The following is a 24410-nucleotide window of genomic DNA, read 5'->3' on the forward strand; positions in this document are numbered from 1 at the left end:
CATACGAGCCGTGACGGAAGACACGCCGACGCGCCATCGTCACACTTCTGTCACAGAATACCGAGACGCGTTTGGCGTGCACCGTTCATGCGCCCGGCACCCGGTTTTCCAATCCCCCCTCGAATTCACGCCATCGGTCGCCGATATCACCGCGTCAGGGGGTCCCGGAATTAGCGGAAACGGCCCTCACACTTCCCTCACATCACATCCCCAGAGCCGCCAGCTCATCGTCGGTCAGCAACCGCGACCTAATGAGAAACCGGTTGCCGGTCGGCGCCTCGAGCGAGAAGCCGCTGCCGCGCCCCGGCACCACATCGATCGTCAGATGCGTGTGGCTCCAGTACGCGAACTGGTCCCGCGACATCCACACCGGCACCGGATCGATGCCGGGGACACCGAGGTCGCCCAGGTGCACGTCGGAGTCCCCGGTGAGGAACTCCCCCTGCGGATAGCACATCGGCGAACTGCCGTCGCAGCAGCCGCCGGACTGATGGAACATCAATGGGCCGTGCTCGTCCGCCAGGCGCCGCAGCAGACCCGCGGCGTCCTCGGTGATCCCGACCCGGCCGGTACTCGATACGGTGGAGGTCATGACGTCAGCGTGCTCCCGCGACGCCCGGGCCGCCAGACCCCCGCAGGACATGTCTGCGCGCGGAGCCCACCGTGGCGGTCGCCTCGCGCTCGGACAGACCGGTACGGACGGCGGCGCCGACCATCTCGGCGGCCACGTCCTCGCCGTGGCCGTTCTCGAAGGCCCGGCAGGCGGCCCAGAACAGCCGCTCGTTGCGCTCGCCCTCCAGCGAGCCGAGGACGAAGCGGATCAGCGGGCCCGCGGTGTCCGCGCCCGCCCCGCGGGCCCTCCCCGCCCTGGCCGCCCCGGCACGCGCCGCCCACGGCTTCGGTGACGGCGTCATGAGCAGCCGCAGCAGCCGCCGCGGCACGGCGGCGGGGGGCATGGACGCGGTCGGCGGGTCCCAGCGGTAGCGGCCGGCGACGGTCACCGAGCCCGGCCCCACCAGGTAGCCGCCGCTGCCGCGCACGTCGATGCCGCGGCCGAGCCGGCTCACCGAATTCGGGACGACGACCTCCGCCGGGCCGGTGAGCCACAGGTGCCGTCCCCCGCTCGGGGTGAGCACCGTACGCGTCCACGGCACCGCGAAGCCCTGCCGCGCCGCCAGGTCCACCAGGTCGGCGAGGCCGTCGGCACCGCCCTTGCGGTCCAGGTCCAGGCCGATCAGGTAGTGCGGCGGACGGCCGCAGGCGATCCCGTACCCCGAGGCCCAGGGCGCCGCCGCGAACAGCTCTCCGATCCGCACGGGGTCGGTGGAGGCGTCGTGCACCCCGTGCCCGAACCGCCCGCACTGGCCGCGGCACATCCCGCCGCCGGTCTCACCGCGGTGCGGCGACCGCACGGCGGGCAGCTTGGTACGGGACAGCGGGATGACCGGGAAGCCGCGCCGGGCGGCCGCGAGCGCGCAGGCGAGCGCGCGGTGGAAGTCCGGGTGCGTCACGGGGTGCCCCCCTCGCTGCGCTACGGCATGACACCTTTATCGTACTTTCGTTCGACCTCGCGCTCAACGGTGCCGGCGAGCCGCCCGGAACGGTCCGAAGCGGTCACCCACCGGTCCCGGCACGCCCCGTCGGCCGGTCGGTCCGATGGGCGAGGCGCGCCCTCCCGTCACTTACCCCGGGCTACGGTGCACACACCGGCAGCAACTCCGATCACGAGGGAGCGCGCGGATGGGAACGTACGCGGCGCCGACCACCGACGAGCGGGTGCGGACGCCACGGCGGCCGGGACGCCTGGCGGTGGACTGGCTGACCACCACCGACCACAAGAAGATCGGGCACCTCTATCTGATCACCTCGTTCTGCTTCTTCCTCGCGGCGGGCGCCATGGCCATGCTGATGCGCGCCGAACTCGCCCGCCCGGGGTTGCAGTTGATGACGAACGACCAGTTCAACCAGTTGTTCACGATGCACGGCACGATCATGCTGCTGCTCTTCGCGACCCCGACCTTCGCCGGATTCGCGAACGAGATCATGCCGCTGCAGATCGGCTCCCCGGACGTCGCCTTCCCCCGGCTGAACATGCTGTCGTACTGGCTGTTCCTGTTCGGCGGGCTGATCGTGCTGGGCGGACTGCTCACGCCGACCGGTGGCGCGTCGTTCGGGTGGTTCGCCTACGCGCCGCTGAACAGCCTGACCCGCTCGCCGGGGGTCGGCGCCGACATGTGGATCATGGGGCTGGCCCTGGCGGGCTTCGGGACGATCCTCGGCGCCGTCAACTTCGTGGCGACCATCGTCGGGATGCGGGCGCCGGGCATGACGATGTTCCGGATGCCGATCTTCACCTGGAACGTGCTCTTCACCTCGGTGCTGGTGCTGATGGCCTTCCCGGTGCTGGCGGCCTCGCTGCTCGTCCTGGAGGCGGACCGGCGTTTCGGGTCACTGGTCTTCGAGCCCGCGAACGGCGGGGCGCTGCTGTGGCAGCACCTGTTCTGGTTCTTCGGGCACCCGGAGGTCTACATCATCGCGCTGCCGTTCTTCGGCATCATCACCGAGATCCTGCCGGTCTTCTCGCGCAAGCCGGTCTTCGGCTACGCCACCCTGGTCGGGGCGACGATGGCCATCACCGGTCTGTCGATGGTGGTGTGGGCGCACCACATGTTCGTCACGGGCGCGGTGCTGCTGCCGTTCTTCTCCTTCACCTCGTTCCTGATCGCGGTGCCGACCGGCGTGAAGTTCTTCAACTGGATCGGCACGATGCTCGGCGGCTCGCTCTCCTTCGAGACGCCGATGCTGTGGGCGGTGGGCTTCCTCGTGAGCTTCCTGTTCGGCGGGCTGACGGGGGTGATCCTCGCCTCGCCGCCGCTGGACTTCCAGGTCAGCGACTCGTACTTCGTCGTCGCGCATTTCCACTACGTGGTCTTCGGGACCGTGGTGTTCGCGATGTTCGCCGGCTTCTCCTTCTGGTGGCCCAAGTTCACCGGCAAGATGCTCGACGAGCGGCTGGGGCGGATCCACTTCTGGACGCTGTTCGTGGGCTTCCACACCACCTTCCTGGTCCAGCACTGGCTGGGGGTGGCGGGGATGCCCCGGCGGTACGCGGACTACCTGGCGGCGGACGGCTTCACCGCGCTCAACACGGTCTCGACGATCGGGGCGTTCCTGCTGGGCATCTCCACGCTGCCGTTCCTCTGCAACGTCTGGGTCACCGCGCGGCACGGCACGAAGGTGGAGGAGGACGATCCGTGGGGCTTCGGCCGCTCCCTGGAGTGGGCGACCTCCTGCCCGCCGCCGCGGCACAACTTCACGGCGCTCCCCCGGATCCGTTCCGAGTCCCCCGCCTTCGACCTGCACCACCCGACGGTGTCGGAGCAGGCGGCGCGGTCGGACGCGCGGTGACCGGGACGCCTGGCGTCCTGGGCTGCGTCGCCCGTCCCGCTGCCCCCCCTCCGCCCGCTTCCCCGCCTTCGGCGGCGAGCGGAAGCTCCGCAGCGCGGCCTTGGCGGCGTCCTTGCCCGCGTAGGCGGTGGCGAGCGCCGTTCCGCCGGCGTGCCGCCCCACGCCCCGTACCCGGCCCGCGGCCCCGGACCGGCGGTCCAGCAAGCCCTGGAGGAGGTCGGTGTACACGCCGGCGACGCGCCGCGGCTCGTGGTGGGCGCCCTTGAGCAGGGCGGCGCGGCCCATGCGCTTGGGGGTCTCGTCGTCGTTGATCAGCCGGAGCGGCGCCGCCGCCATGGCGTCGGTGTCGCCGGGCGGCACCAGCAGGCCGTCCGTCCCGTGCGCGACGGCCTCCCCCGGGCCGAGCGGGCAGTCGGCGCCGGCCACGGGCAGGCCGACCCGCATGGCTTCGACGAACCCGCCGGGCGCCGACGCGGCACCTCGCGTTCCCCCTTGCCGGCGGCCGGCAGGGCAGTTGCCCGCGAACACCGGGCTAGGGCAGGCGGACCAGCGTCCCCGGGGCGAGCGGGGCCAGCGGGTCCGGGGCGACGGTCCCCTCGTTGAGGCGGATCAGCTCCGCGGCGCCGCCGGCGACGGAGAAGCGCTCGGCGACGCTCTGCAGGGTGTCGCCGGGCTGGACGGCGTGGGCGCGGCCGTACAGGCCCAGCCGGCGCGAGCAGGTCGGCCAGGCCGGCCAGCCCTGGCTGCGCAGGATCGCCTCGGCGACGGTGATCTGCTCGTCGGCGGAGGCCAGGTCGGCCCGGTCGGCGAAGTCCAGCCCGCCGAAGGAGACCCAGGTGGGCTGGTAGATCTGCAGGCCGCCGTAGAAGCCGTTGCCGCTGTTGGTGTCCCAGCGGCCGCCCGACTCGCACTGGGCCAGGTCCTGCCAGACCGGGGCGTGCGCGACCGGATACCCGAAAGCCCGTCCGGACACCAGGGCGGGCCACAGGACGAGCAGTAAGACCACGAGGCCGCGGGCGCCCGCTCCGGCGGCCGCTCGGTGACGGGGGGACGTGGGGGGCGTGGGGGACATGGGGGGCACGCTAGGACCGCACGGCGGGGGCCGCCGCCCGCCGCGCCCGGTGGGCACGACGCCCACCCGGTCGGAGCACGACCGGGCGGGCGCGGTGCGGACGGTTCCGCGGCCTCAGACGGAGAGCCGCTGACCGGGGTAGATCAGGTTCGGATCGGCGCCGATCACCGAGGCGTTGACCGCGTACAGCTTCTTCCAGCTGGTGCCGTGGTCGGCCGCGATGCGGCTGAGCGTGTCACCGGGCCGGACACGGTAGTTGCCGTGCCCCTCGGCCCGCCGGTGCCCTCGATCGCTGTGGCGCGGGGCGGAGTGCCCGGGCGTCGCGGCGGCCTTGGGGGCCGCCGGGGCCCTGCGTGCCGCGGGGGCCGAACCGCCGCCCGGCGCGCTGCCGTACGCCCCCGCACGGGCGGAACAGGTCGGCCAGGCTCCCCAGCCCTGCGACCGCTGCACCTTGGTGGCGACGGCTATCTGCTGCTCCCGGCTCGCCCCTGCCGCGGTCGCCGCGTAGGCGGTGCCGCCGTAGGCGCGCCAGGTACCCGCGGAGAACTGCAGCCCTCCGTAGTACCCGTTGCCGGTGTTGATGTGCCAGTTCCCGCCGCTCTCGCAGCTCGCGATGCGGTCCCAGACCCCGCTGTCGGCGGCCTTGGCGGGCCCCGCGGCGGCCAGGAGGGCCAGCGGGGTCAGCGCGGCGGCGCCGGCGAGCAGTGCGGTCTGTCGGTACTTGGCGTTTACGGCCATGGAATCCCTCTCCACGGACCCGGGGTTCCCCCATGGCGCCGCACGTGTCGTGCGGGCCCTCGGCGGACAACAGCCCCGCGCATTGGACGCGGCGCCCCGTCCCCCTCGCTCGCTCGACGGCGGCTTGCTGATCCGCCGTCACCCTCCGTGCGAGCTTTCCCGGGTGGTGCTCTCTGCACACGGCGGGCAAATCTAGGCAGCGCAACCCCCTGCCGCCAAACAAATCCCCTTCGCCGCAGGCCAGTTGACGGTTACCTGGAGTAAGACCGCATTCAGGACACCCGATTGATCGTCCTTTGTCCGTTCATGTCATCACAGGGAATATGCGCCGTGTGATGCCTTTCACATACGCGCGGGGCCCGGGAAGGGCCATCGTTGGACATGGAGTGACCGGCTCCGCACGGCCGTTCACCCTGTGCACGCAGCAAGAGGAGTGCGAGCAAACAAAGCCGTGACTCCCGCCACAGATCGGCCGTTGTCACTGTGTGCCGGGCGAGGCCCGGCAGAGGAGCCCGTAGCCGTACATTCCAAGGAGGCTTTCGTGCCGCCCATGCTCGACGTCAGCGACGAGGTACGAGCCGAGATCGGCGATGAGGAGGCGGCTCGCCTGCTGGCCGGCGACAGCGCGCCGGGCACGTATGACTGCACCTCCTGCCGCACGCCCGGCGACACCTCGACGGAGCGCACCAGCACCGTGCTCTTCGTCGGCGAGGAGACCGCGGTGCTCGCCTTCGCGCACGCCACCTGCATCCCCTCCCAGGTCGTCCCGGTCTCGGAGGAGCAACTGCAGGGCGCCGTGCAGAGCATCTCCGGGAGCGAGGCGCCCCGGCCCGCGGAGGCCGGCGGCACGCCGCGCCAGGCGGTGCTCGGCATCACCTGCGGCCTGATCCTGGTCAAGGACCAGGTCTGTCCGGCCCTGGTCATCGAGCCCACCGGCCCGATCGCCCGGCCCGGCGAGAACGGCCCCGGCGACGACTTCCTGCCGATCCTGATCGAGCAGGGCTTCACGCCCGTCGGTGACCTCACCACCCCGCCCGCCCCGCTGCACGGCTGGTCCGTACTGCTCGCCATGGGCCAGCTGCACGCGATCCTCCAGCCCGGCACGGCCGGCGCGTGGTGGCAGGCGCACCAGCCGCTCGCGGTGAGCGAGGGCTGGCGCGCGGCCGTCAACAAGTCCAACGAGGTGTACGTCTACGCCGCCCCGCACGGCACGATCGGCCAGCAGCCCCGCGAGGACCTGCTGCGCGAGGCGCTGGAACGGGCGTGCGCGCACAGGATGCTCGTCGCGGCGACGATGCCCCTCTCCGGCACCTGAGCCGACCGGCCCCCGTCAAGGCGCGTACGGAAGTCCGTACGCGCCTTTGGCCTGTGCGGGTGTAAATGCGTAATTCATCCGTACGAACCGCATCCCGCGACATTTCCTGATCGTTGGCACGACGTGCACACCTTTGACGCTTCCTCACGAGCCCCGTACCGCAGCCCGATCCCCCCCATGCGCACCGCGCAGGACGCGTCCACGAGCGAGGGCACGCCGATTTACGACGCGCTCTACTCCGAGTACCGCAGGCTGTTCCGCACCCTCCCCGGTGACCGCACGGGCGAGGAGGAACTGCAGTTCAACGGCTTCGGCCCGCGGCACCTGCCGTCGTCCGCCGCCTACCGGGCAGGGCGGCACCGCACCCATCTGACGGGGCCGGCGGCCCTGCCCCCGGGCGCGGCGAACAACCGCCTCGGGGGCCTGTGAGGCAGGCCCCCGAGGTCGGGCGTCACTTCTTGCGGCCGCGCTTCTCGCGGACCCGGACCGACACCTGGATCGGCGTCCCCTCGAAGCCGTACTCCTCACGCAACCGCCGCTCGACGAAGCGGCGGTAGCCGGCCTCCAGGAAGCCCGAGGCGAAGAGCACGAACCGCGGGGGCTTGGTGCCGGCCTGGGTGCCGAAGAGGATGCGCGGCTGCTTGCCGCCCCGGATCGGGTGCGGGTGGGCGGCGACCAGTTCGCCCAGGAAGGCGTTGAGGCGGCCGGTGGGTACCCGGGTCTCCCAGCCCGCGAGGGCGGTCTCGATGGCGGGGACGAGCTTCTCCATGTGCCGCCCGGTCTGGGCGGAGACGTTCACCCGCGGCGCCCACTGGATCTGCACGAGATCCTTCTCGATCTCCCGCTCCAGGTAGTAGCGGCGCTCCTCGTCCATCAGGTCCCACTTGTTGTAGGCGATGACGATGGCGCGGCCGGCCTCGACGGCCAGCGAGATGATCCGGGTGTCCTGCTCGGCCAGCGTCTCGCTGGCGTCGATGAGGACGACCGCGACCTCGGCCTTCTCCAGCGCGGCCGCGGTGCGCAGCGAGGCGTAGTAGTCCGCGCCCTCCTGGAGGTGGACCCTGCGGCGGATACCGGCGGTGTCCACGAACTTCCAGGTCTTGCCGCCGAGCTCGATCAGCTCGTCGACCGGGTCGCGGGTGGTGCCGGCCATCTCGTTGACGACGACGCGCTCCTCGCCCGCCACCTTGTTGAGCAGGGAGGACTTGCCGACGTTCGGGCGGCCGATGAGCGCGACCCGGCGCGGGCCGCCCACCAGGTTCCCGAAGGTCTGCATCGGCGCCTCGGGCAGGGCCTCCAAGATGGCGTCCAGCAGGTCGCCGGTGCCCCGGCCGTGCAGCGAGGAGACGGCGAACGGCTCGCCGAGGCCCAGGTTCCACAGCAGCGCCGCGTCGGCCTCGCCGGAGGGGCCGTCGACCTTGTTGGCGCACAGCACCACCGGCTTGCCGGCCCGGCGCAGCAGCTTGACGACGGCCTCGTCGGTGTCGGTGGCGCCGACCGTGGAGTCCACGACGAAGACCACCGCGTCGGCGGCCTCGATCGCGAACTCGGCCTGCGCCGCCACGGACGCGTCGATGCCGAGCACGTCCTGCTCCCAGCCGCCGGTGTCGACGACCTTGAAGCGGCGGCCGTTCCAGGTGGCCTCGTAGGTCACGCGGTCGCGGGTGACGCCGGGGCGGTCCTCGACGACCGCCTCACGGCGCCCGATGATCCGGTTCACCAGGGTCGACTTGCCGACATTCGGGCGGCCGACGACGGCCAGCACCGGCAGCGGGCCGTGGCCCGCCGCCGCGAGGTCACCGGCGACGTCGTCGAGGTCGAAACCCTCCTCGGCGGCGAGCTCCATGAACTCGGCGTACTCGGCGTCGCCGAGCGCGCCGACGTCGCCGTACTCGTTCTCGATGTCCATGAAAGCTTCTCCGTCGATCGTCAAATGTGCGGGGCCCGGCAAGGGCCGTCTGCCCCAGTGTGGATCAGGGCGGCGCTACGACACGCGTCCCGTGCTGCGCCGGGCGTGGTCCAAGTGGGCGGTCAGGTGCTTCTGGATGCGCACGGTGGCCTCGTCCAGCGCGGTGCGGGTGCGGCGTCCGCTGCCGTCCCCGGCCTCGAAGGGCTCGCCGAAGACGATGTCCACCTTGCCGCGCAGCGGCGGCAGGCCGCGGATCAGCCGACCCGGCCGGGTCGTGCCGAGCACCGCGACCGGCACTATGGGCGCGCCGGAGCGCACCGCGAAGTAGGCCAGGCCCGCGCGCAGCTCGGCGAAGTCGCCCTCGCCCCGGGTGCCCTCCGGGAAGATCCCGAGCACCCCGCCGCGCTCCAGCACGCCCAGGGCGGCCGTGACGGCGGTGCGGTCGGTGCTGTGCCGGTCCACCGGGAGCTGGCCGATCCCGCGCAGGAACGGGTCCAGCGGCCCGACGAACGCCTCTTTCTTGATCAGGAAGTGCACCGGTCGCGGCGAGGTGCCCATGAGTACCGGGCCGTCGACGTAGTGCGCGTGGTTCACGGCGAGGATCACCGGGCCCGAGGCGGGCACCTGCCAGGCACCGAGCACCCGGGGACGCCACAGGCCGTTGATGATCCCGATGCCGAGGCGGCGGCCGACGGCCACCCCCTTCGGCCCCGGGATCCCGGACGTGCCGCTCACGAAGCGTCCCGCTTCTCCCCGATCAGGGCGACGATGCGGTCGATCACCTGGTCGAGGGTGAGGTCACTGGTGTCGACCTCGACGGCGTCCTCCGCCTTCGCCAGCGGGGAGGTCTTGCGGCCGGAGTCGGCCGCGTCCCGGCGGACGAGGGCGGCCTGGGTGGCCGCGAGGTCCACCGCGCCGTTGCCGGCGGCCGTCAGCTCGCCGCCGCGGCGGGCGGCGCGGGCCTCCGGCGACGCGGTGAGGAAGATCTTGAGCGTGGCGTCCGGCAGCACCGTGGTGCCGATGTCCCGGCCCTCGACGACGATGCCGGCCGGCGCGCCCGAGGCCGCCGAGCGCTGCAGCTCCACCAGCCGCGCCCGCACCTCCGGCACCGCGCTCACGGAGCTCACCGCGCCGGTGACCTCCTGCGTGCGGATCGGGCCCGACGCGTCCTCGCCGTCCACGGTGATCGTCGGCCCGGACGGGTCCGTCCCGGAGATGATCACGGGCTTCTCGGCGGCCGTGGCCACCGCCGCCGCGTCGTCCACGTCCACGCCGTTGCTCAGCATCCACCAGGTCATCGCCCGGTACTGGGCACCGGTGTCGAGGTAGCTCAGCCCGAGCCTGGCCGCGACCGCCTTCGAAGTGCTGGACTTGCCAGTGCCCGAGGGGCCGTCGATCGCGACGATCACCGGATTCGACACAGTCGGGAGACCTTCCTTGTACGTGGAGCCTTGTGCTGCTGGCGAACGCCATCCCCACAAGGTTACCGGGCCACCCATTCGGCTCCGTACCACGTTTGCGCCACGGCCACCCGGACCTCCCGCCGGGGCCGGGCTCAGGCCCGCAGGTTCCAGCCCTTCTCGCGGAGCGCGGCGGACAACCGGGCGGCGGCCGCGGGCTCGACCATGAGCTGGACGAGGCCGGCCTGCTGGCCGGTGGAGTGCTCGATGCGGACGTCCTCGATGTTGACGCCCGCGCGCCCGGCGTCGGCGAAGAGACGGGCCAGCTCGCCCGGCTGGTCGCCGATGAGGACGGCGACGACCTCGTAGGCCTTGGGGGCGGAGCCGTGCTTGCCGGGGACCTTGGCCTGACCGGCGTTGCCGCGGCGCAGCAGGTCCTCGATGCCGCCGGCGCCGGCCCGGCGCTTGGCGTCGTCGGCGGACTGCAGGGCCCGCAGCGACTCCACGGTGTCGGTCAGGTCGGCGGCGATCTCGGCGAGGACGTCGGCGACCGGCCCGGGGTTGGCCGAGAGGATGTCGATCCACATGCCGGGCTCGGACCCGGCGATGCGCGTGACGTCGCGGATGCCCTGGCCGCACAGCCGCACCGCGCTGTCCTCGGCGTTCTGGAGGCGCGCGGCGACCATGTTGGACACCAGGTGCGGGGTGTGCGAGACGAGCGCGACGGCGCGGTCGTGCGCCTCGGCGTCCATGACCACCGGCACCGCGCGGCACAGCGCGACCAGTTCCAGGGCCAGGTTGAGGACCTCGGTGTCGGTCCGCGGGGTCGGGGTGAGCACCCAGGGGCGGCCCTCGAAGAGGTCCGCGGTGGCGGCGAGCGGGCCGGAGCGCTCGCGGCCGGACATCGGGTGGGTACCGATGTACGAGGTCAGGTCGCAGCCGAGGGCCTCCAGGTCGCGCCGCGGCCCGGCCTTGACGCTGGCGACGTCGAGATAGCCGCGGGCCAGCCCGCGGCGCTGCGCCTCGGCGACGGTCGTGGCCACATGGGCCGGCGGCACGGCGACGATCGCCAGGTCGACCGGTCCGGCGGGCGGCTCGTCGGTGCCGGCGCCGAGGGCGGCCGCGGTACGGGCGGCGCGCGGGTCGTGGTCCTCCAGGTGCACCTCCACGCCGCGCGCGGCCAGCGCGAGCGCGGCGGAGGTGCCGATGAGGCCGGTGCCGATGACGAGGGCGGTCCTCACTGGGCGATGTCCTTGCGCAGGGCGGCGGCGGCGCCGAGGTAGACGTGGGAGATCTCCCCCTTGGCGAGGTCGCTCTCGACGTGCGCGAGGATCCGCACGACGCGGGGCATCGCGCCGGTGATGTCGAGTTCCTGCGAGCAGATCAGCGGCACGTCGGTGATGCCGAGCTTGCGCGCGGCGACCGCCGGGAAGTCGCTGTGCAGGTCGGGGGTGGCCGTGAACCAGACGCTGATCAGGTCGTCCACCGCGATGTCGTTGCGTTCCAGGATCGCGGTGAGCAGCTCCGCCACCTGTCCGTGCATGTGCTCCGCGTCGTCCCGCTCCAGCTGGACGGCTCCGCGGACCGCTCGTACCGCCACGTCCCTGCTCCCTGTGTCCTCGACCCGCACGTACCTGGTCAGCGTAGTCGGGGAGGCCCGGACGTGGTGGACACGCCCGTCCCGCGAGACGGGCGCGGTACAACTTGGGCATGATCTACCACCTCGTTCCCCTGGACGACTGGCTGCGCGACCCGGACCGGCCGTACGCCCCCTCGTCGCTCGCCGAGGACGGTTTCGTCCACTGCTCGCCCGACGAGGACGTGGCGCTCGCGGTCGCCGACGCCTTCTACCGGAACACGCCGGGCCCGCTGATGGTGCTGCTGATCGACGAGCAGGCGCTGGAGGCCCGCGTGCTGTGGGAGGAGGCCGAACCGGTGCCGCCGCCCGGCGTCCCCGAGGAGACGCGCTTCCCGCACGTGTACGGGCGCGTCAACCGCAGCGCCGTGGTCGGGATGCTGGAGGTGCGCCGGGACGGGGACGGCCGCGCGGTGGCGCTCGCGGTGTGGTCATAGGCTCCGTTTTATCCGAATACGCCGTGTCCGTACCTCCGCGGTGCCCGTCGGCGGCGGCACGGTCCTCGCCGACCGGAAGATCGTGGTGACGCAGCCGGCCGCCGGCGGGTCAAGGCGTTCTCCGCGGTCTGCACGCACCAGGCTGCGTGGTGAAGGACGTCTCCGGGGGCACGATCAACTGCCCCTGCCACGGGAGCGGATTCAAGGTCGCCGACGCGTCGGTGGCCGCCGGGCCCGCGCCGCAGCCGCTGGAGCCGCGGCCGGTCACCGTGAAAGCGGGTGAGGTCCGGCTCGCCCGACGCGTACGATCGCGCCCCATGCGCGACCACGACCTCGTACGCCACCACACCGTCTACGCCTGCGTCATGGGCTCCCGGGCCTTCGGCCTGGCCACCGACGGCAGCGACACCGACCGCCGAGGGGTCTTCGTCGCGCCCACCGCGCTGTTCTGGCGCTTCGCCAAGCCCCCGACGCACGTCGACGGTCCCGCGCCGGAGCAGTTCTCCTGGGAGCTGGAGCGCTTCTGCGAACTGGCGCTGCGTGCCAACCCCAACATCCTGGAGTGCCTGCACTCCCCGCTCGTCGAGCACGCCGACGCGACCGGGCGCGAACTGCTGGAGCTGCGCGGCGCCTTCCTGTCCCGGCAGGTCCACGAGACCTTCACCCGCTACGCCCTGGGCCAGCGCGCCAAGCTGGAGGCGGACCTGCGCAACCACGGCGCGCCGCGCTGGAAGCACGTGATGCACCTGCTGCGGCTGCTGGTCTCCGCGCGCGACCTGCTGCGCACCGGCGAACTGCGCGTCGACGTCGGGGACCTGCGGACCCGCCTGCTGGAGGTCAAGCGCGGTGAGGTCCCCTGGCCGGAGGCCGAGTCCTGGATGCACCGCCTCCACGAGGAGGCGGCCGCCGCGGCGGCGCGCACCCCGCTCCCGGCCGAGCCCGACCGAGCGCGCGTCGAGGACTTCCTCGTCCGCGTCCGCCGGGCGTCAGCCGCTGCCGCCGTCCCAGAGGTCGCCGAGGGCCATTAGCTCCTCGCGGTACTCGATCCGCGCCACCCACTCCTGCGGCCACGCCGCCAGGCCCAGGTGGGCGCCCGCGAACGCCCCCGTGAGGCACGCGATCGAGTCCGAGTCCCCCGAGGTGCACGCGGCCCGGCGGACCGCCGTCAGCGGCTCCTGCGGGAAGAGCAGGAAGCACAGCAGCCCGGTCGCCAGGGCCTCCTCGGCGATCCAGCCCGCCCCCGTGGCCAGGCACGGGTCGGCCTCCGGGTCCGGCGCCGCGAGCGCCGCGTCCAGGCGGTCCAGGACCTTCAGGCACTCGTCCCAGCCGCGGCGGGCGAAGTCGGCGGGGCTGTGGTCGTGCGCGAACCGCCACAGGTCGCCGAGCCACCACTCCTGGTACGTCCCGCGGCTCGCGCTCGCGTACTCCCGCAGCAGCGCGGGCAGTTCGCCGGGCGTCGCGCCCTGGGCGAGCACGTGCACGGCGTACGCGGTCAGGTCGCTCGCCGCCAGCGCGGTGGGGTGCCCGTGGGTCAGCGCGGCCTGCAACTGGGCGGCACCGGCCCGCTCGTCCGGCGTGAGTCCGGGGACGAGACCCGCGGGGGCGACACGCATGTTGGCCCCGCAGCCCTTGGAGCCGGTCTGGCTGGCCTCCTGCCACCGCCGGTCCTGGTGGTTCAGCTTCTCGCAGGCGACCAGGCAGGTGCGGCCGGGGGCGCGGTTGTTGTCGGGCGAGTGGTACCAGTCGACGTACTCCTCCCGCACCGGCCGGGCGAGCCGGGACGGGGTGAGCCGGCCGCGGTCCGTCGCCGTGCGCAGACCGCGCCCGAAGGCGAGCGTCATCTGCGTGTCGTCGGTGACGAAGGCCGGGCGGGGCAGCTCCATGGAGCGCCACGGCCCGCACTTGGCGAGGATCGCGGGGACGTCGTTGAACTCGGTCGGGAAGCCCATCGCGTCGCCGATGGCGAGTCCGGCCATCGCCCCGGCGGCCGGCCGCCTCACGCCGCCGCCAGCCGGGTGCGCACCACGAGGTCGTGCAGCGCGTCGTACGCGGTCGCGGTCGGCTCCGCGGGCAGCCGGGAGGCCCGCTCGGCGTCCTCCAGGGTGGCCTGGAGGTCCTCGACGTCGGCACGCACCCGGCGCGGGTCGAGGTCCATGGCGAGGCCGTGCTCGGCGTGGGCCTTGTCCCGGATGAGGTCGCGGACGTACTCCGGGGCGGTGAGCTGGTCCAGCAGGGTCGGCAGATGGGCCTCGACGGCGCCGGTGCGCATGAGGTGGATGCCGGTGAGCAGGACGCGGAAGGTGTAGAGCAGCGGTTTGAGTTCGCCGGTCTTCTCGTACAGCGCCCACTGCGTGCGGCCGAAGCCGCGGTAGTGGTGGGCGTGCCGGCTGGTGACGACGCCGGGCGCGAGGTCGACCAGCTGGGCGTGGACCCCGCTGGTGTGCACCACCAGCGGGGACAGCAGCTGCTCCAGGACGTAGCCGTTGCGGCGCAGCATCAGGCGCGCGAACTTCAGCAGGTCGTGGGTGACCAGGTCGAGTTCGAGCCCGTCCTGCTCCCACATGCGGCTCTGCGTCTCCTCCCCCTCCCGCAGCCCTATGAACTCGGCCAGCGGCAGGAGGTGGACGCCGCGCACGTCCACGTCCGAGTCGTCGGAGGGGAACCCGTACAGGTGCGCCCCGGAGACGGTGGCGAACAGCAGCTGGTGCCCCTGCCGGGCGAGCACCGGGGTGAGTTCGGGCAGCCCGGCCTCGCGCAGCCGCTCGGCGTGGATGGTCATCGCCCCATCCTTCCCGGAGGCGGGGCCTGCGGGAAAGTATTTATGGGATGAGAAGTCGATCAGAAGATCCGGCGGCACCCCGGCAGGGGCGGCGCCGGGATCAGAGATCGACCTCGCGCATGAGCATGCCGACCTCGGTGTTGGTCAGCCGCCGCAGCCAGCCGGACTTCTGGTCGCCGAGCGCGATCGGGCCGAAGCTGGTCCGCACGAGCTTGTCCACCGGGAATCCCGCCTCGGCCAGCATCCGGCGCACGATGTGCTTGCGGCCCTCGTGCAGGGTCACCTCGACGAGGTAGTTCTTGCCGGTCTGCTGCACGACGCGGAAGTTGTCGGCGCGGGCGTAGCCGTCCTCCAGCTCGATGCCGTTCTTCAGCTGCTTGCCGATGTCGCGCGGCAGCACCCCGCTGATCGCGGCGAGGTAGGTCTTCTGCACGCCGTACCGGGGGTGGGTGAGGCGGTGGGCCAGCTCACCGTGGTTGGTGAGCAGGATGATGCCCTCGGTCTCGGTGTCGAGACGGCCGACGTGGAACAGCCGCGTCTCGCGGTTGGTCACGTAGTCGCCGAGGCACTGGCGGCCGTCCGGGTCCTCCATCGTGGAGACGACGCCGGCGGGCTTGTTGAGCGCGAAGAACAGGTACGACTGCGTGGCCACGGTCAGCCCGTCGACGCGCACCTCGTCCTTCTCCGGGTCGACGCGCAGGCCCTGCTCGGTGACGATCGTGCCGTTGACCTCGACCCGTCGCTGCTCGATCAGCTCCTCGCACGCACGACGCGAGCCCATGCCCGCCCGGGCCAGCACCTTCTGCAGCCGCTCGCCCTCCTGCTCGGCGCCGGGGAAGGTCTTGGGCAGGTTCAGCTTGGGCTTGTCGTGCCGCGCCCGGTTCCGCTCCTCGATCTGCGCGTCGAGCTCCCGCGGGCGCGCCGGAACGGACTTGCGGGGCTTGCCCGAGGCCCCGCCGGGCCTGCCGCCCCTGCCCTTCCCGGCCTCGCCGGGAGCACCGCCGCCGACGTCGTAGCGGCGCTCCTCCGGACGGGGCCGGCCCGCGCGCTTCTGCTGGTCGTCGCGCCCACCCCCGGACCTCGACCCGGGCGTGCCACCACCGGCGCCCCGGTTGTTCCGGTTGCCACCGCTGTTCCTGCCGCTGCCGCTACTGCTTCGCATCAAGTTTCCGTCGTCGAGTCCGGGTCGAATGAGGGGACGCCCTCCAGGGAGTCCGCCTCGACGGCGTCAGCCTCCGGGAGGAAGGGCGCGAGCTCGGGCAACTCGTCCAGGCCGCGCAGGCCCATTCGCTCCAGGAAGTAGTTCGTCGTCCTGTACAGGATCGCACCTGTCTCGGGTTCCGTCCCACACTCTTCGACCAGACCCCGCTGGAGCAGGGTGCGCATCACGCCGTCGCAGTTGACGCCGCGCACCGCCGAGACCCGCGAACGGGACACCGGCTGGCGGTAGGCGACGACCGCCAGGGTCTCCAGCGCGGCCTGCGTCAGCCGGGCCTGCTGGCCGTCCAGGACGAACTTCTCCACGGCCGGCGCGAAGGCGGGACGGGTGTAGAAACGCCAGCCGCCGGCGACCAGCCGCAGGTCGAAGCCGCGGTTCTGCTCCGTGTACTCCTCGGCCAGCTCGCGCAACGCGGTGGCGACCTCGCGGCGCGGGCGGTCCAGCACCTTGGCAAGGGTCTCCTCGGTGGCCGGCTCGTCCACGACCATCAGGACCGCCTCCAGCGCGGGGCGCAGCTCCAGGTCGGCCGGCGGGAGCAGCCCGGCGGGCGCCTCCCCGGTCCGCTCCCCGGGGACGGCCTCCTCCGCGGATTCGTCAGTCATCCTTCCCGTCCTTCCTCGCCGCGGGGTCCTGGTCGAATTCATCGGTGACGAGCGGCTGCTCCGGTGCGCTCTCGCCGCCCGTCCAGCGGACCCGGAGGTCCCCCAGGGCCTCCTCCTGGTCCAGTGCGACCGCCTTCTCGCGGTACAGCTCCAGCAGCGCCAGGAAGCGGGCGACGACCGTCAGCGTGTCCGGCGCGTCGAAGGTCAGCTCGCGGAAGCTGGCCTCCCCGCGCTCGCGCAGTACGGCGATCACGTGCTCGGCCTGCTCCCGGACGCTCACCAGCGGCGCGTGGATGTGGTCCACGTACACCTGCGGCTTCGGCTTGGGCTGCATCGCCTTGACGGCGAGCTGCGCGAAGCGCTCCAAGCCGATGCTCAGCACCACCTCGGGCAGCAGTTCCGCGTGGTGCGGCTCCAGCCCGACGGTCCGGGGATGGTGCAGCGACTCCGCCTCCAGGCGGTCCGCGAAGATCGCCGCGATCTGCTTGTACGCCCGGTACTGCAGCAGCCGCGCGAACAGCAGGTCCCGCGCCTCCAGCAGCGCCAGGTCCTCCTCGTCCTCCACCTCCGCGGCGGGCAGCAGGCGGGCCGCCTTCAGGTCCAGCAGCGTCGCGGCCACGACCAGGAACTCCGTCGTCTGGTCCAGGTCCCAGTCCGGCCCCATGGCGCGGATGTGCGCCATGAACTCGTCCGTGACCTTCGACAGCGCGACCTCGGTCACATCCAGCTTGTGCTTCGAGATCAGTTGCAGCAGCAGGTCGAAGGGCCCCTCGAAGTTCGCCAGCCGCACGGTGAACTTCCCGTCCCCCTCCCCGGCGGGCGCCTCGGGGGTGCGCTCCGGCTCCCGCTCCGGGGCCGCGGGCCCCGGCGGGCCGCTGAGGGCCTCGTGAGGGGCCTGGGGAGCCACGACGGGCTCGGACGGTGCCGGCGCGGCGGAAGGGGCTTCAGGGGCGTCGTCGGGCGCCTGGGCGGGCGCCGGGAGGGGCGCGGCGGGTTCCGCGCGGTCCGCGGGCTCCAACGGCGGCTCGGCCGCGGGCGCGACGGGGGCGGTGCCCTCGATGCCGGGCGGGACGACTGCGGCGGCGCCGTCGGCGGCCGCCGGGGTCACCGGAGCCGGTGGCTCCGCGTCCGGGGGCGGCGGCGCGGTACCGGGACCGCGGCCCAGGAGGCGGCGGGAGCGGGAGGAGCTGGCGGAGTCGTCGGAGGGCATTCGGGTCCAGGTCGTGCTGCGGGGCCGTGCGGAGGACGGCACCGTATCGCGCCGGAGGTGTCAGCGGCCTCGGAGGCGGCGGACGAGGATGCTCGCGTCGCCGCGGGACTCCAGGTCGGCGAGGACGACCGCGACGGCCTCGCGGACGATGCGGCCCCGGTCCACGGCGAGGCCGTGCTCGCCGCGCAGGACCAGGCGGGCGTGTTCGAGGTCCATCAGTTCCTCGGCGGAGACGTAGACCGTGATCTTCTCGTCGTGGCGCTCGCGGCCGCTGGGCCGCCGGGGCGCGCGCCCGGACTTGCGGCGCGGCTGCTGCTGGGCCGGCTGCACGGGCTGCGGGACGGCCGGGACGGCCGCGGAGGAGGCCGCCGCCCCGGGGGACCCCGCGGGCGGCTGGAGGGTGCGGCGGCCCGGCTGGCCGGCCGGGGAGGCCTGTTCCGGGACGGGCCGCGCGGCCGGGGCGGTCCCGCTGTCCCGGCCGGTGTGCTCGGCTTCCTCGGCGGGGGCCGCGGATTCCTGTACCGGCGCCTCCTCGGCGCCTTCCGGTTCCTCGGCCGCGGACGGTCCCGCGGGGGCCGGGACGGGCCTCAGGGGGCGGTCCGCGCTGTCGCCGGGAGTCTCACCGTTGGCGTGCTGCCGCGGCGTCGAGGGCTGGAGCCCCCGCCCCCCGGTGGTCCGGAACAGTTCGTCGGCCCCCGGGAGACTCACTCGGCGTGACACCGGGCGAGCACCTCCCTGGCGAGCTGGCGATAGGCGGCCGCGCCCACCGAGTTGGACGCGTACGTGGTGATCGGCTCACCGGCGACCGTGGTCTCCGGGAAGCGCACGGTCCGCCCGATCACGGTGTGGTAGACGTGGTCGTCGAAGGCCTCGACGACGCGCGCCAGGACCTCGCGGCTGTGCACGGTCCGCGAGTCGTACATCGTGGCGAGGATGCCGTCCAGCTCCAGCTCGGGGTTGAGCCGCTCCCTGACCTTCTCGATGGTCTCGGTGAGCAGCGCGACACCGCGCAGGGCGAAGAACTCGCACTCCAGCGGCACGATCACCTGGTGCGCGGCGGTCAGCGCGTTGACGGTCAGCAGACCCAGCGACGGCTGGCAGTCGATGATGACGTAGTCGTAGTCCGGCAGCAGCGGCTTGAGGGCGCGCTGCAGCGATGACTCGCGGGCCACCTCGCTGACCAACTGCACCTCGGCGGCGGACAGGTCGATGTTGCTGGGCAGCAGGTCCATGCCGGGCACCGCGGTCTTCAGCAGCACCTCGTCGGCCGAGAGCCCGCGCTCCATCAGCAGGTTGTAGACCGTGACGTCCAGTTCCATCGGGTTGACGCCGAGTCCGACGGAGAGCGCGCCCTGCGGGTCGAAGTCGACCAGCAGCACACGGCGGCCGTACTCGGCCAGTGCGGCACCGAGGTTGATGGTCGACGTGGTCTTGCCGACGCCGCCCTTCTGGTTGCACATGGCGATGATCTTCGCCGGGCCGTGGTCGTTCAGCGGGCCGGGGATCGGGAAGTACGGCAGCGGACGGCCGGTGGGGCCGACGCGCTCGCGCCGCTGACGGGCCGCGTCGGGCGCGAGGGTGGCCGCGTACTCCGGGTCGGGCTCGTACTCGGCGTCGGGGTCGTAGAACTGACCGTCCTGCAGCTCTTCTTCGTAGTGCGCCATGGGATTCGGGGTGTGTGCCTCGTTGCCTTGTCCGGGCCGGCGCGCCTCGAAGGTGCGGACGGCCACGGAGCCCACCGCCTCGAGCCTTGAGGAGCCCTCGGCCTGAACGGTCGTTCCTGGCTGACCACCCCCGGGAGCAAATGTCGACTCATTCACAAGTCGTCTTACCTCCTTGGTGACCAGGAAACTTCTCAATAGGTCAGCGTTGCAGCATGCCGACGGTTGGCGACTCTATGGCGTGTCGGTGGTTCACAGCAACACAATCCACCGGACACGGCACGATGTGTCGGCAACCGAACGCGCCGCTGTCAAGGGTGTAACGGGCTCGTCGCGGATGTTTCGCCGAGGGACGAATCGGTGAAACCGTACGGTTCCACGCGAACGGCCGGGCCTTGAACTCCCAAGGCCCGGCCGTGAGTACCGGAGGGGCGGCGCGTTGACGCCGGACCAAAAAGTCGATCAGTCGACTGAGCCGACGATCACGCGAGCAGCGACGCCAGGTCCACCGACTCCATGCCGTGCGCCTCGGCGACCGGGCCGTAAACGACCTGTCCCTCATGGGTGTTGAGGCCCTTGGCGAGCGCGGCGTCCCGGCGCAGCGCCTCGCGCCAGCCGCGGTTGGCCAGCTCCACGATGTACGGGAGCGTCGCGTTGGTGAGCGCGTACGTCGAGGTGTTGGGGACCGCGCCGGGCATGTTGGCGACGCAGTAGAAGACCGAGTCGTGCACCGTGAAGGTCGGCTCGGCGTGCGTGGTGGGACGCGAGTCCTCGAAGCAGCCGCCCTGGTCGATGGCGATGTCGACGAGCACGGAGCCCGGCTTCATCCGGGAGACCAACTCGTTGGTGACCAGCTTGGGGGCCTTGGCGCCCGGGATGAGCACGGCGCCCACCACCAGGTCCGCCTCCAGGACCGCCTTCTCCAGCTCGAAGGCGTTGGAGACGATGGTCTGCACCTTGGTGCCGAACACCTTGTCCGCCTCGCGCAGCTTGTTGATGTCGCGGTCGAGCAGGGTGACGTGGAAGCCCATGCCGATGGCGATCTGCGCGGCGTTCCAGCCGGAGACCCCGCCGCCGATGACCACGGCCTTCGCCGGGGCCACGCCCGGGACGCCGCCGGGCAGCACGCCGCGGCCGCCGGCCGAGCGCATCAGGTGGTACGCGCCGACCTGCGGGGCGAGCCGGCCGGCCACCTCGGACATCGGAGCGAGCAGCGGCAGCTGGCGGTTGGCCAGTTCGACGGTCTCGTACGCGATCGCGGTGGTGCCGGACTCCAGGAGGGCGTCGGTGCACTCGCGGGAGGCGGCCAGGTGCAGGTAGGTGAAGAGCGTCTGGTCCTTGCGGAGCCGGTGGTACTCCTCCGCGATCGGCTCCTTGACCTTCAACAGCAGGTCGGCGGTCGCCCACACCTCGTCGGCGGTGGGGAGGATCGTGGCACCGGCGGCCACGTACTCCTGGTTCGGGATGGACGAGCCGAGGCCGGCGTCCAGCTCGACGAAGACCTGGTGGCCGCCTCGGACGAGCTCGTGCACGCCGGCGGGGGTGATGGCCACGCGGAACTCGTTGTTCTTGACCTCGCGGGGGATGCCGACCTTCACGTCGATCACGGTCCTTGTGTGGGGAGCGTCGGGTTTGCCAGTGCACAGGTCTCCGACACCCGTCATGCCGGTCGAAAGCGGCTGAATCCAGCCGGAACCGGCCGATGTCAGGGTACGTCGGACCTGGCCGCGATGTTCGCGGTGTGACCAAGTGTAGTGAAGGAAGACTCGCTGTCCAGCCTTACAAAGTGACTACTTTCTTCGAAGGCATTGGCAGTTTCGTAGGTAGCGGCCGGTCAGGCCTTTCCCCTCGGCGTCAGCCCTCCTCGGCCTCCGGGCTCCGGGGGATCTCGGAGGCCGGGAGCAGCCGCCGGGCGGCCGCCCGCTGCAGCCGCGCACCCGCAGGATCGCCCAGCCGGTCGAGGGTGTCGGCCATCCGCAGCAGCACCGCGCCCTCCAGCCGCCGCTCCCCCGCCTGCCGGGCCCAGTACAGGGCGTCCCGGCAGGTCCGCAGCGCGTCCTCGGGGTGGCCCGCGTACTCCTGGACCCGGGCCACCTCCGTCAGTGCGCGGGCCTGGGCCGGCAGGTCCTTCAGCCGCCGGTACGCGGCCACCGCGGCCCGCCACTCGCGCAGCGCGTGCCCGTACCGGCCGGCGTACGTCTGCAGCGCGCCGAGCCGGCCGTGCAGCCGGGCCGCGTGGATCAGCTCGCCGCGCGCCTGGCGCAGGGCGAGGGCCCTGCCGTACCAGTCGGACGCGCGCTGCGGGTCGTCCAGCTCCAGGTAGGTGCCGGCGATCGCCTCCAGGGCACGGCCCTCGGCGTCCCCGTCGAAACCCTCGCGGGCGGCGACGAGCGCGGCGCGGTAGCGGTCGAGGGCGTCGAGCGGACGGGCGCCCTCTACGTCGAGGTCGCCGATGTTGAGCAGCGCCGCGGCCTTCTCGCGGTGCAGTCCGCGCCGCTGGGCGACGTCCAGGACGAGGTGGTGCAGCTGGTAGCGCTCCGCGGCGTTCTCCCCGCCGCCCGGGTCGGCGGCCAGCGCGCGCACGAGCGCGGCCATCAGCCGCCGGGCCAGGGTGTCCAGTTCGCCGTCGGCGACGGCCAGCCGCGCGGCGGCCAGCAGGACCGGCAGCCGGTCGCGCAGCCACCCGGCCGCGGCCGGGCGGTCCGCGAAGCGCAGCGACTTCGGCAGCCCGTCCGCTTCCATGTCGGCGCCCTCGAGGCCCAGCCGGCAGGCGTGCAGCAGCCGTACGGTGCGCTCCAGCATCCGGGCGCGGGCGAGCTGGGTCTCGGCGGGTTTGTCGGTGCCGCGCAGCAGCTCGTGCAGGGACGGGGTCAGCCAGCCCGGCACCCGGTACTGCCGGGGCAGCGGGTCCGCGACCGGCTCCGCGTGCAGCAGCCCGCAGCCGGCCAGGTTCTCCAGCGTCCCTTCGGCCTCGCCCACGGAGCAGCCCGCGAGCGCCGAGGCGGTCTGGGCGTCCACCAGGCCCGTGGGGGCCAGTGCGAGCAGCCGCAGCATCCGGGCGACGGCGGGGGCGAGCGCCCCGTACACGAAACGGAAGGCGCGCAGCAGCTCCGGCGGGGCGGTGGCGCGCGGTGCGGCGGGGGCGGGGGCCGCGGTGGGAGCGGGGTCCGCCGAGGGGGCGGGGGTGGTGCGCGGCACCACCCGGGACCGCTTGTCGACCGGCAGGGCGTCCGCGGTCCCGCGGCGGCCGACGTCCTCGCGCAGCACCCCGTCACCGGTGGTCGGGGCGACCGGTGCCGACTCGCGGGCGGCCGCCGGAGCGGGGGCCTGGGCCGGGGAATCCGCCCGGATGTCGTGCAGGCGGCGGGTCGCGTCGGCGACGGAGGTGCGCGGCTGGGTGGCGAGCCAGGCGCCGATCAGGCGGAGCGCCGCGGGATGTCCGCCGCACTCGTGGGCCAGCGCCTCGGCGGCCTTGGGGTCGTTGGTGACCCGGACCCGTCCCACGGCCTGGGCGAGCAGGTCCACGCAGGCGGCCGGGTCGAGTCCGCCCAGGGTGCACGGCCGTACGTCGGGCACACCGGGCAGCGGCCCCTCCGAGGTGGCGACGAACAGGTTGCCGGAGCCCTTGGGGAGCAGGTCGAGCAGCTGCCGCGGGTCGACCACGTCGTCCAGCACCAGCACCGCCCGGCGTGCGGCCAGCGCGGTGCGCAGCGCCGCGGACAGTTCCGCGCCCTCCGCTCCCGGCTCCGCCCCGACCCCCAGCGCCCGCAGCAGCGCCCGCGCGGACTGACCGGGGGGCACGGGTTCGCCCTCGTTGTCGCTGAGCCGGACGAAGAACTGCCCGTCGGGGTAGCGGTCGGCGACGTCGTGGGCCAGACGCAGCGCCAGGGAGGTGCGTCCGGAGCCGGGCCGGCCGGCCACCAGCAGCACCCGGCTCCCGTCGGGACTGCGCCCGCGCAGCGTCGCGAGGCCCGGCCGGTCGATGTCGGCCCGCAGCTCCTCGAGCTCACGGCGGCGGCCGACGAAATGGGGCACGTCGGGCGGCAGCGTGCCGGGGGCGGGGGTCTGTACCGGCGGCTCCCGGAGGCCGTCGTCGCAAGCCGCCACCGATGCGTCGGCGTCCAGCACGTGATCCGCCACGGGCCCACTCCCGTTCTGAATGAGAACGGGACGAGCCTAGTTCACCGGGCGGGTCCGCCCCCCGGGCGCGACGCGGCCGAAAGCACCAATGATCACCCTCCCGGACGATCCGATGGTCCTACCGGGCCCCGGCCGCGCCGGGCCGGGCCGCGCTCCTCAGCGCGGCGGCCCGGCGCCGGCGGGGTCGGCCGGGATCAGCCGGAGTCAGTCGGCGTACGGTCGCGCGGGCCACTCCGCGTCCGCGGGCCGCAGCGCGTCCAGACCGTCCCCGGCACGTGCCGCATGCACCGCCAGCACGCCTGTCACCAGGCTGTTGTTGTGCAGACGGCCGGCGAGCGCGCCCCGCACGAGGTCGGTCAGCGCGACCCGGGCCAGCTCCATGTCGGCCTCTTCCTCCGACACCTCGTAGCGCTCGCCCTCCACCTCGGACAGACCTCGGGCGAGGAAGACGCGCACCGCCTCGTCGGAGCCGCCGGCCGAAGGGTAGACGTCGATCAGCACCCGCCAGTCCTCGGCCTTGGCGTGCGCCTCTTCGTACAGTTCGCGCTGTGCGGCGTGCAGCGGGTTCTCACCGGGGATGTCCAGCAGTCCGGCGGGGATCTCCCACAGTTTCATCCGTACGGGGTGCCGGTACTGCTTGAGGACCAGCACCCGGTCCTCGTCGTCCAGGGCCAGCACGGCCACCGAGCCCGGGTGGACCTGGTAGTCGCGCTTGGCGACGCCGCCGTCGGGCATGACGACCTCGTCGGTGCGGACACCGGTCTTGTTCCCGGTGAAAGGGGTGGTGGTGGCCGTGGTCCGCCACTCCTCAGGGGTGTCCTGCAGCATGCTGTGCCCTTCGTACGCAGTGCCGTGGCGGGCCGGGCTTCCGGCCCACCACGGCC

24 protein-coding genes and 1 pseudogene are annotated in these 24410 nt (G+C 73.0%); 5 read left to right on the plus strand and 20 right to left on the minus strand.

What is annotated here, in order from left to right; all coding sequences use genetic code 11:
- Positions 1-202 precede the first annotated feature (202 nt).
- Together ACIP98_RS18175 and ACIP98_RS18180 are read right to left on the minus strand one after the other, a co-directional pair.
- Complete coding sequence (locus tag ACIP98_RS18175; protein ID WP_319661856.1) at positions 203-592, minus strand: DUF779 domain-containing protein; 390 nt, start codon at positions 590-592, stop codon at positions 203-205.
- Positions 593-596: 4 nt separating this feature from the next.
- Complete coding sequence (locus ACIP98_RS18180; protein WP_401976808.1) at positions 597-1511, minus strand: bifunctional DNA primase/polymerase; 915 nt, start codon at positions 1509-1511, stop codon at positions 597-599.
- A 229-nt stretch (positions 1512-1740) separates the two neighbouring features.
- Between ACIP98_RS18180 and ctaD the strand changes: the two genes are divergently transcribed.
- Positions 1741-3408 (plus strand): cytochrome c oxidase subunit I, encoded by a 1668-nt coding sequence (ctaD, locus tag ACIP98_RS18185; protein WP_401976809.1) that lies wholly within the window; start codon positions 1741-1743, stop codon positions 3406-3408.
- A 330-nt stretch (positions 3409-3738) separates the two neighbouring features.
- On the opposite strand, the pseudogene ACIP98_RS18190 reads toward ctaD, so the two are convergent.
- The 3 genes and pseudogenes from ACIP98_RS18190 to ACIP98_RS18200 all read right to left on the minus strand — a co-directional run.
- Positions 3739-3852, minus strand: a pseudogene (locus ACIP98_RS18190) (glycosyltransferase); the annotation flags it as partial.
- Positions 3853-3940: 88 nt separating this feature from the next.
- Positions 3941-4480, minus strand: a complete 540-nt coding sequence (locus ACIP98_RS18195; RefSeq protein WP_401976811.1) for a transglycosylase family protein — start codon at positions 4478-4480, stop codon at positions 3941-3943.
- Between the two features lie 114 nt (positions 4481-4594).
- Positions 4595-5218, minus strand: coding sequence for a transglycosylase family protein (locus tag ACIP98_RS18200; RefSeq protein ID WP_319661851.1), 624 nt, complete (start codon positions 5216-5218; stop codon positions 4595-4597).
- Positions 5219-5759: 541 nt separating this feature from the next.
- Between ACIP98_RS18200 and ACIP98_RS18205 the strand changes: the two genes are divergently transcribed.
- Complete coding sequence (locus ACIP98_RS18205; protein ID WP_319661850.1) at positions 5760-6533, plus strand: hypothetical protein; 774 nt, start codon at positions 5760-5762, stop codon at positions 6531-6533.
- A 177-nt stretch (positions 6534-6710) separates the two neighbouring features.
- Positions 6711-6962, plus strand: a complete 252-nt coding sequence (locus tag ACIP98_RS18210) for a hypothetical protein (protein WP_319661849.1) — start codon at positions 6711-6713, stop codon at positions 6960-6962.
- 22 nt (positions 6963-6984) lie between these two features.
- Here ACIP98_RS18210 and der read toward each other — a convergent pair whose 3' ends face one another.
- The 5 genes from der to aroH all read right to left on the minus strand — a co-directional run bounded on the left by der (position 6985) and on the right by aroH (position 11442).
- Positions 6985-8442: a ribosome biogenesis GTPase Der gene (der, locus tag ACIP98_RS18215; RefSeq protein WP_319661847.1), complete on the minus strand. Its 1458-nt coding sequence runs from the start codon at positions 8440-8442 to the stop codon at positions 6985-6987.
- Between the two features lie 75 nt (positions 8443-8517).
- Positions 8518-9177, minus strand: a complete 660-nt coding sequence (locus ACIP98_RS18220) for a lysophospholipid acyltransferase family protein (RefSeq protein ID WP_319661846.1) — start codon at positions 9175-9177, stop codon at positions 8518-8520.
- Positions 9174-9863 carry a (d)CMP kinase gene (gene cmk, locus ACIP98_RS18225; protein WP_319661845.1) on the minus strand — a complete coding sequence of 230 codons (690 nt, stop codon included), beginning with the start codon at positions 9861-9863 and terminating at the stop codon, positions 9174-9176. The genes ACIP98_RS18220 and cmk overlap by 4 nt, the downstream gene beginning before the upstream one ends.
- 134 nt (positions 9864-9997) lie before the next feature.
- Positions 9998-11083 (minus strand): prephenate dehydrogenase, encoded by a 1086-nt coding sequence (locus ACIP98_RS18230; RefSeq protein ID WP_319661844.1) that lies wholly within the window; start codon positions 11081-11083, stop codon positions 9998-10000.
- Entirely contained in the window at positions 11080-11442 is a 363-nt protein-coding gene (gene aroH, locus ACIP98_RS18235) for a chorismate mutase (RefSeq protein ID WP_319661843.1), read from the minus strand. Before aroH ends, ACIP98_RS18230 begins: the two co-directional genes overlap by 4 nt.
- Positions 11443-11552: 110 nt before the next feature.
- Here aroH and ACIP98_RS18240 point away from each other — a divergent pair, with 110 nt between their 5' ends.
- On the plus strand, positions 11553-11915 hold the full coding sequence (locus ACIP98_RS18240) for a DUF952 domain-containing protein (protein ID WP_319661842.1): 363 nt from the start codon (positions 11553-11555) through the stop codon (positions 11913-11915).
- Positions 11916-12232: 317 nt separating this feature from the next.
- Positions 12233-12943, plus strand: a complete 711-nt coding sequence (locus ACIP98_RS18245; RefSeq protein WP_401976814.1) for a DNA polymerase beta superfamily protein — start codon at positions 12233-12235, stop codon at positions 12941-12943.
- On the opposite strand, the gene ACIP98_RS18250 is transcribed toward ACIP98_RS18245, so the two are convergent.
- The 10 genes from ACIP98_RS18250 to ACIP98_RS18295 form a co-directional block, all read right to left on the minus strand.
- Positions 12902-13891 (minus strand): ADP-ribosylglycohydrolase family protein, encoded by a 990-nt coding sequence (locus ACIP98_RS18250; RefSeq protein WP_401976851.1) that lies wholly within the window; start codon positions 13889-13891, stop codon positions 12902-12904. The two genes, ACIP98_RS18245 and ACIP98_RS18250, sit on opposite strands and share 42 nt — an antisense overlap.
- 20 nt (positions 13892-13911) lie before the next feature.
- Positions 13912-14694: a DNA polymerase beta superfamily protein gene (locus ACIP98_RS18255; RefSeq protein WP_319661841.1), complete on the minus strand. Its 783-nt coding sequence runs from the start codon at positions 14692-14694 to the stop codon at positions 13912-13914.
- Positions 14695-14794: 100 nt separating this feature from the next.
- Positions 14795-15856, minus strand: a complete 1062-nt coding sequence (locus ACIP98_RS18260) for a pseudouridine synthase (RefSeq protein WP_319661840.1) — start codon at positions 15854-15856, stop codon at positions 14795-14797.
- A complete protein-coding gene (scpB, locus tag ACIP98_RS18265) occupies positions 15856-16515 on the minus strand; it encodes an SMC-Scp complex subunit ScpB (RefSeq protein ID WP_401976816.1) in 660 nt (219 codons plus the stop codon). The genes ACIP98_RS18260 and scpB overlap by 1 nt, the downstream gene beginning before the upstream one ends.
- A complete protein-coding gene (locus ACIP98_RS18270) occupies positions 16508-17725 on the minus strand; it encodes a segregation and condensation protein A (protein WP_401976818.1) in 1218 nt (405 codons plus the stop codon). Before ACIP98_RS18270 ends, scpB begins: the two co-directional genes overlap by 8 nt.
- A 60-nt stretch (positions 17726-17785) precedes the next feature.
- Positions 17786-18445: a hypothetical protein gene (locus tag ACIP98_RS18275; protein WP_319661837.1), complete on the minus strand. Its 660-nt coding sequence runs from the start codon at positions 18443-18445 to the stop codon at positions 17786-17788.
- On the minus strand, positions 18430-19464 hold the full coding sequence (locus tag ACIP98_RS18280) for a ParA family protein (protein ID WP_401976820.1): 1035 nt from the start codon (positions 19462-19464) through the stop codon (positions 18430-18432). Before ACIP98_RS18280 ends, ACIP98_RS18275 begins: the two co-directional genes overlap by 16 nt.
- Positions 19465-19868: 404 nt before the next feature.
- Positions 19869-20984, minus strand: coding sequence for an alanine dehydrogenase (ald, locus tag ACIP98_RS18285; RefSeq protein WP_319662048.1), 1116 nt, complete (start codon positions 20982-20984; stop codon positions 19869-19871).
- Positions 20985-21240: 256 nt separating this feature from the next.
- Positions 21241-23526: an NB-ARC domain-containing protein gene (locus ACIP98_RS18290; RefSeq protein WP_401976821.1), complete on the minus strand. Its 2286-nt coding sequence runs from the start codon at positions 23524-23526 to the stop codon at positions 21241-21243.
- 204 nt (positions 23527-23730) lie between these two features.
- Positions 23731-24354 carry an NUDIX hydrolase gene (locus ACIP98_RS18295; protein ID WP_319661834.1) on the minus strand — a complete coding sequence of 208 codons (624 nt, stop codon included), beginning with the start codon at positions 24352-24354 and terminating at the stop codon, positions 23731-23733.
- Between the last annotated feature and the right edge of the window lie 56 nt (positions 24355-24410).

Source organism: Streptomyces sp. NPDC088354 (assembly GCF_044753585.1).
Classification (GTDB): Bacteria; Actinomycetota; Actinomycetes; order Streptomycetales; family Streptomycetaceae; genus Actinacidiphila.

Coding starts and splice junctions, on each gene's coding strand:
- ACIP98_RS18175 (WP_319661856.1), bottom strand. CDS start 592: ATGACCTCCACCGTATCGAGTACCGGCCGGGTCGGGATCACCGAGGAC.
- ctaD (WP_401976809.1), top strand. CDS start 1,741: ATGGGAACGTACGCGGCGCCGACCACCGACGAGCGGGTGCGGACGCCA.
- ACIP98_RS18195 (WP_401976811.1), bottom strand. CDS start 4,480: ATGTCCCCCACGCCCCCCACGTCCCCCCGTCACCGAGCGGCCGCCGGA.
- ACIP98_RS18200 (WP_319661851.1), bottom strand. CDS start 5,218: ATGGCCGTAAACGCCAAGTACCGACAGACCGCACTGCTCGCCGGCGCC.
- ACIP98_RS18210 (WP_319661849.1), top strand. CDS start 6,711: ATGCGCACCGCGCAGGACGCGTCCACGAGCGAGGGCACGCCGATTTAC.
- der (WP_319661847.1), bottom strand. CDS start 8,442: ATGGACATCGAGAACGAGTACGGCGACGTCGGCGCGCTCGGCGACGCC.
- ACIP98_RS18240 (WP_319661842.1), top strand. CDS start 11,553: ATGATCTACCACCTCGTTCCCCTGGACGACTGGCTGCGCGACCCGGAC.
- ACIP98_RS18245 (WP_401976814.1), top strand. CDS start 12,233: ATGCGCGACCACGACCTCGTACGCCACCACACCGTCTACGCCTGCGTC.
- ACIP98_RS18250 (WP_401976851.1), bottom strand. CDS start 13,891: ATGGCCGGACTCGCCATCGGCGACGCGATGGGCTTCCCGACCGAGTTC.
- ACIP98_RS18255 (WP_319661841.1), bottom strand. CDS start 14,694: ATGACCATCCACGCCGAGCGGCTGCGCGAGGCCGGGCTGCCCGAACTC.
- ACIP98_RS18260 (WP_319661840.1), bottom strand. CDS start 15,856: ATGCGAAGCAGTAGCGGCAGCGGCAGGAACAGCGGTGGCAACCGGAAC.
- scpB (WP_401976816.1), bottom strand. CDS start 16,515: ATGACTGACGAATCCGCGGAGGAGGCCGTCCCCGGGGAGCGGACCGGG.
- ACIP98_RS18270 (WP_401976818.1), bottom strand. CDS start 17,725: ATGCCCTCCGACGACTCCGCCAGCTCCTCCCGCTCCCGCCGCCTCCTG.
- ACIP98_RS18295 (WP_319661834.1), bottom strand. CDS start 24,354: ATGCTGCAGGACACCCCTGAGGAGTGGCGGACCACGGCCACCACCACC.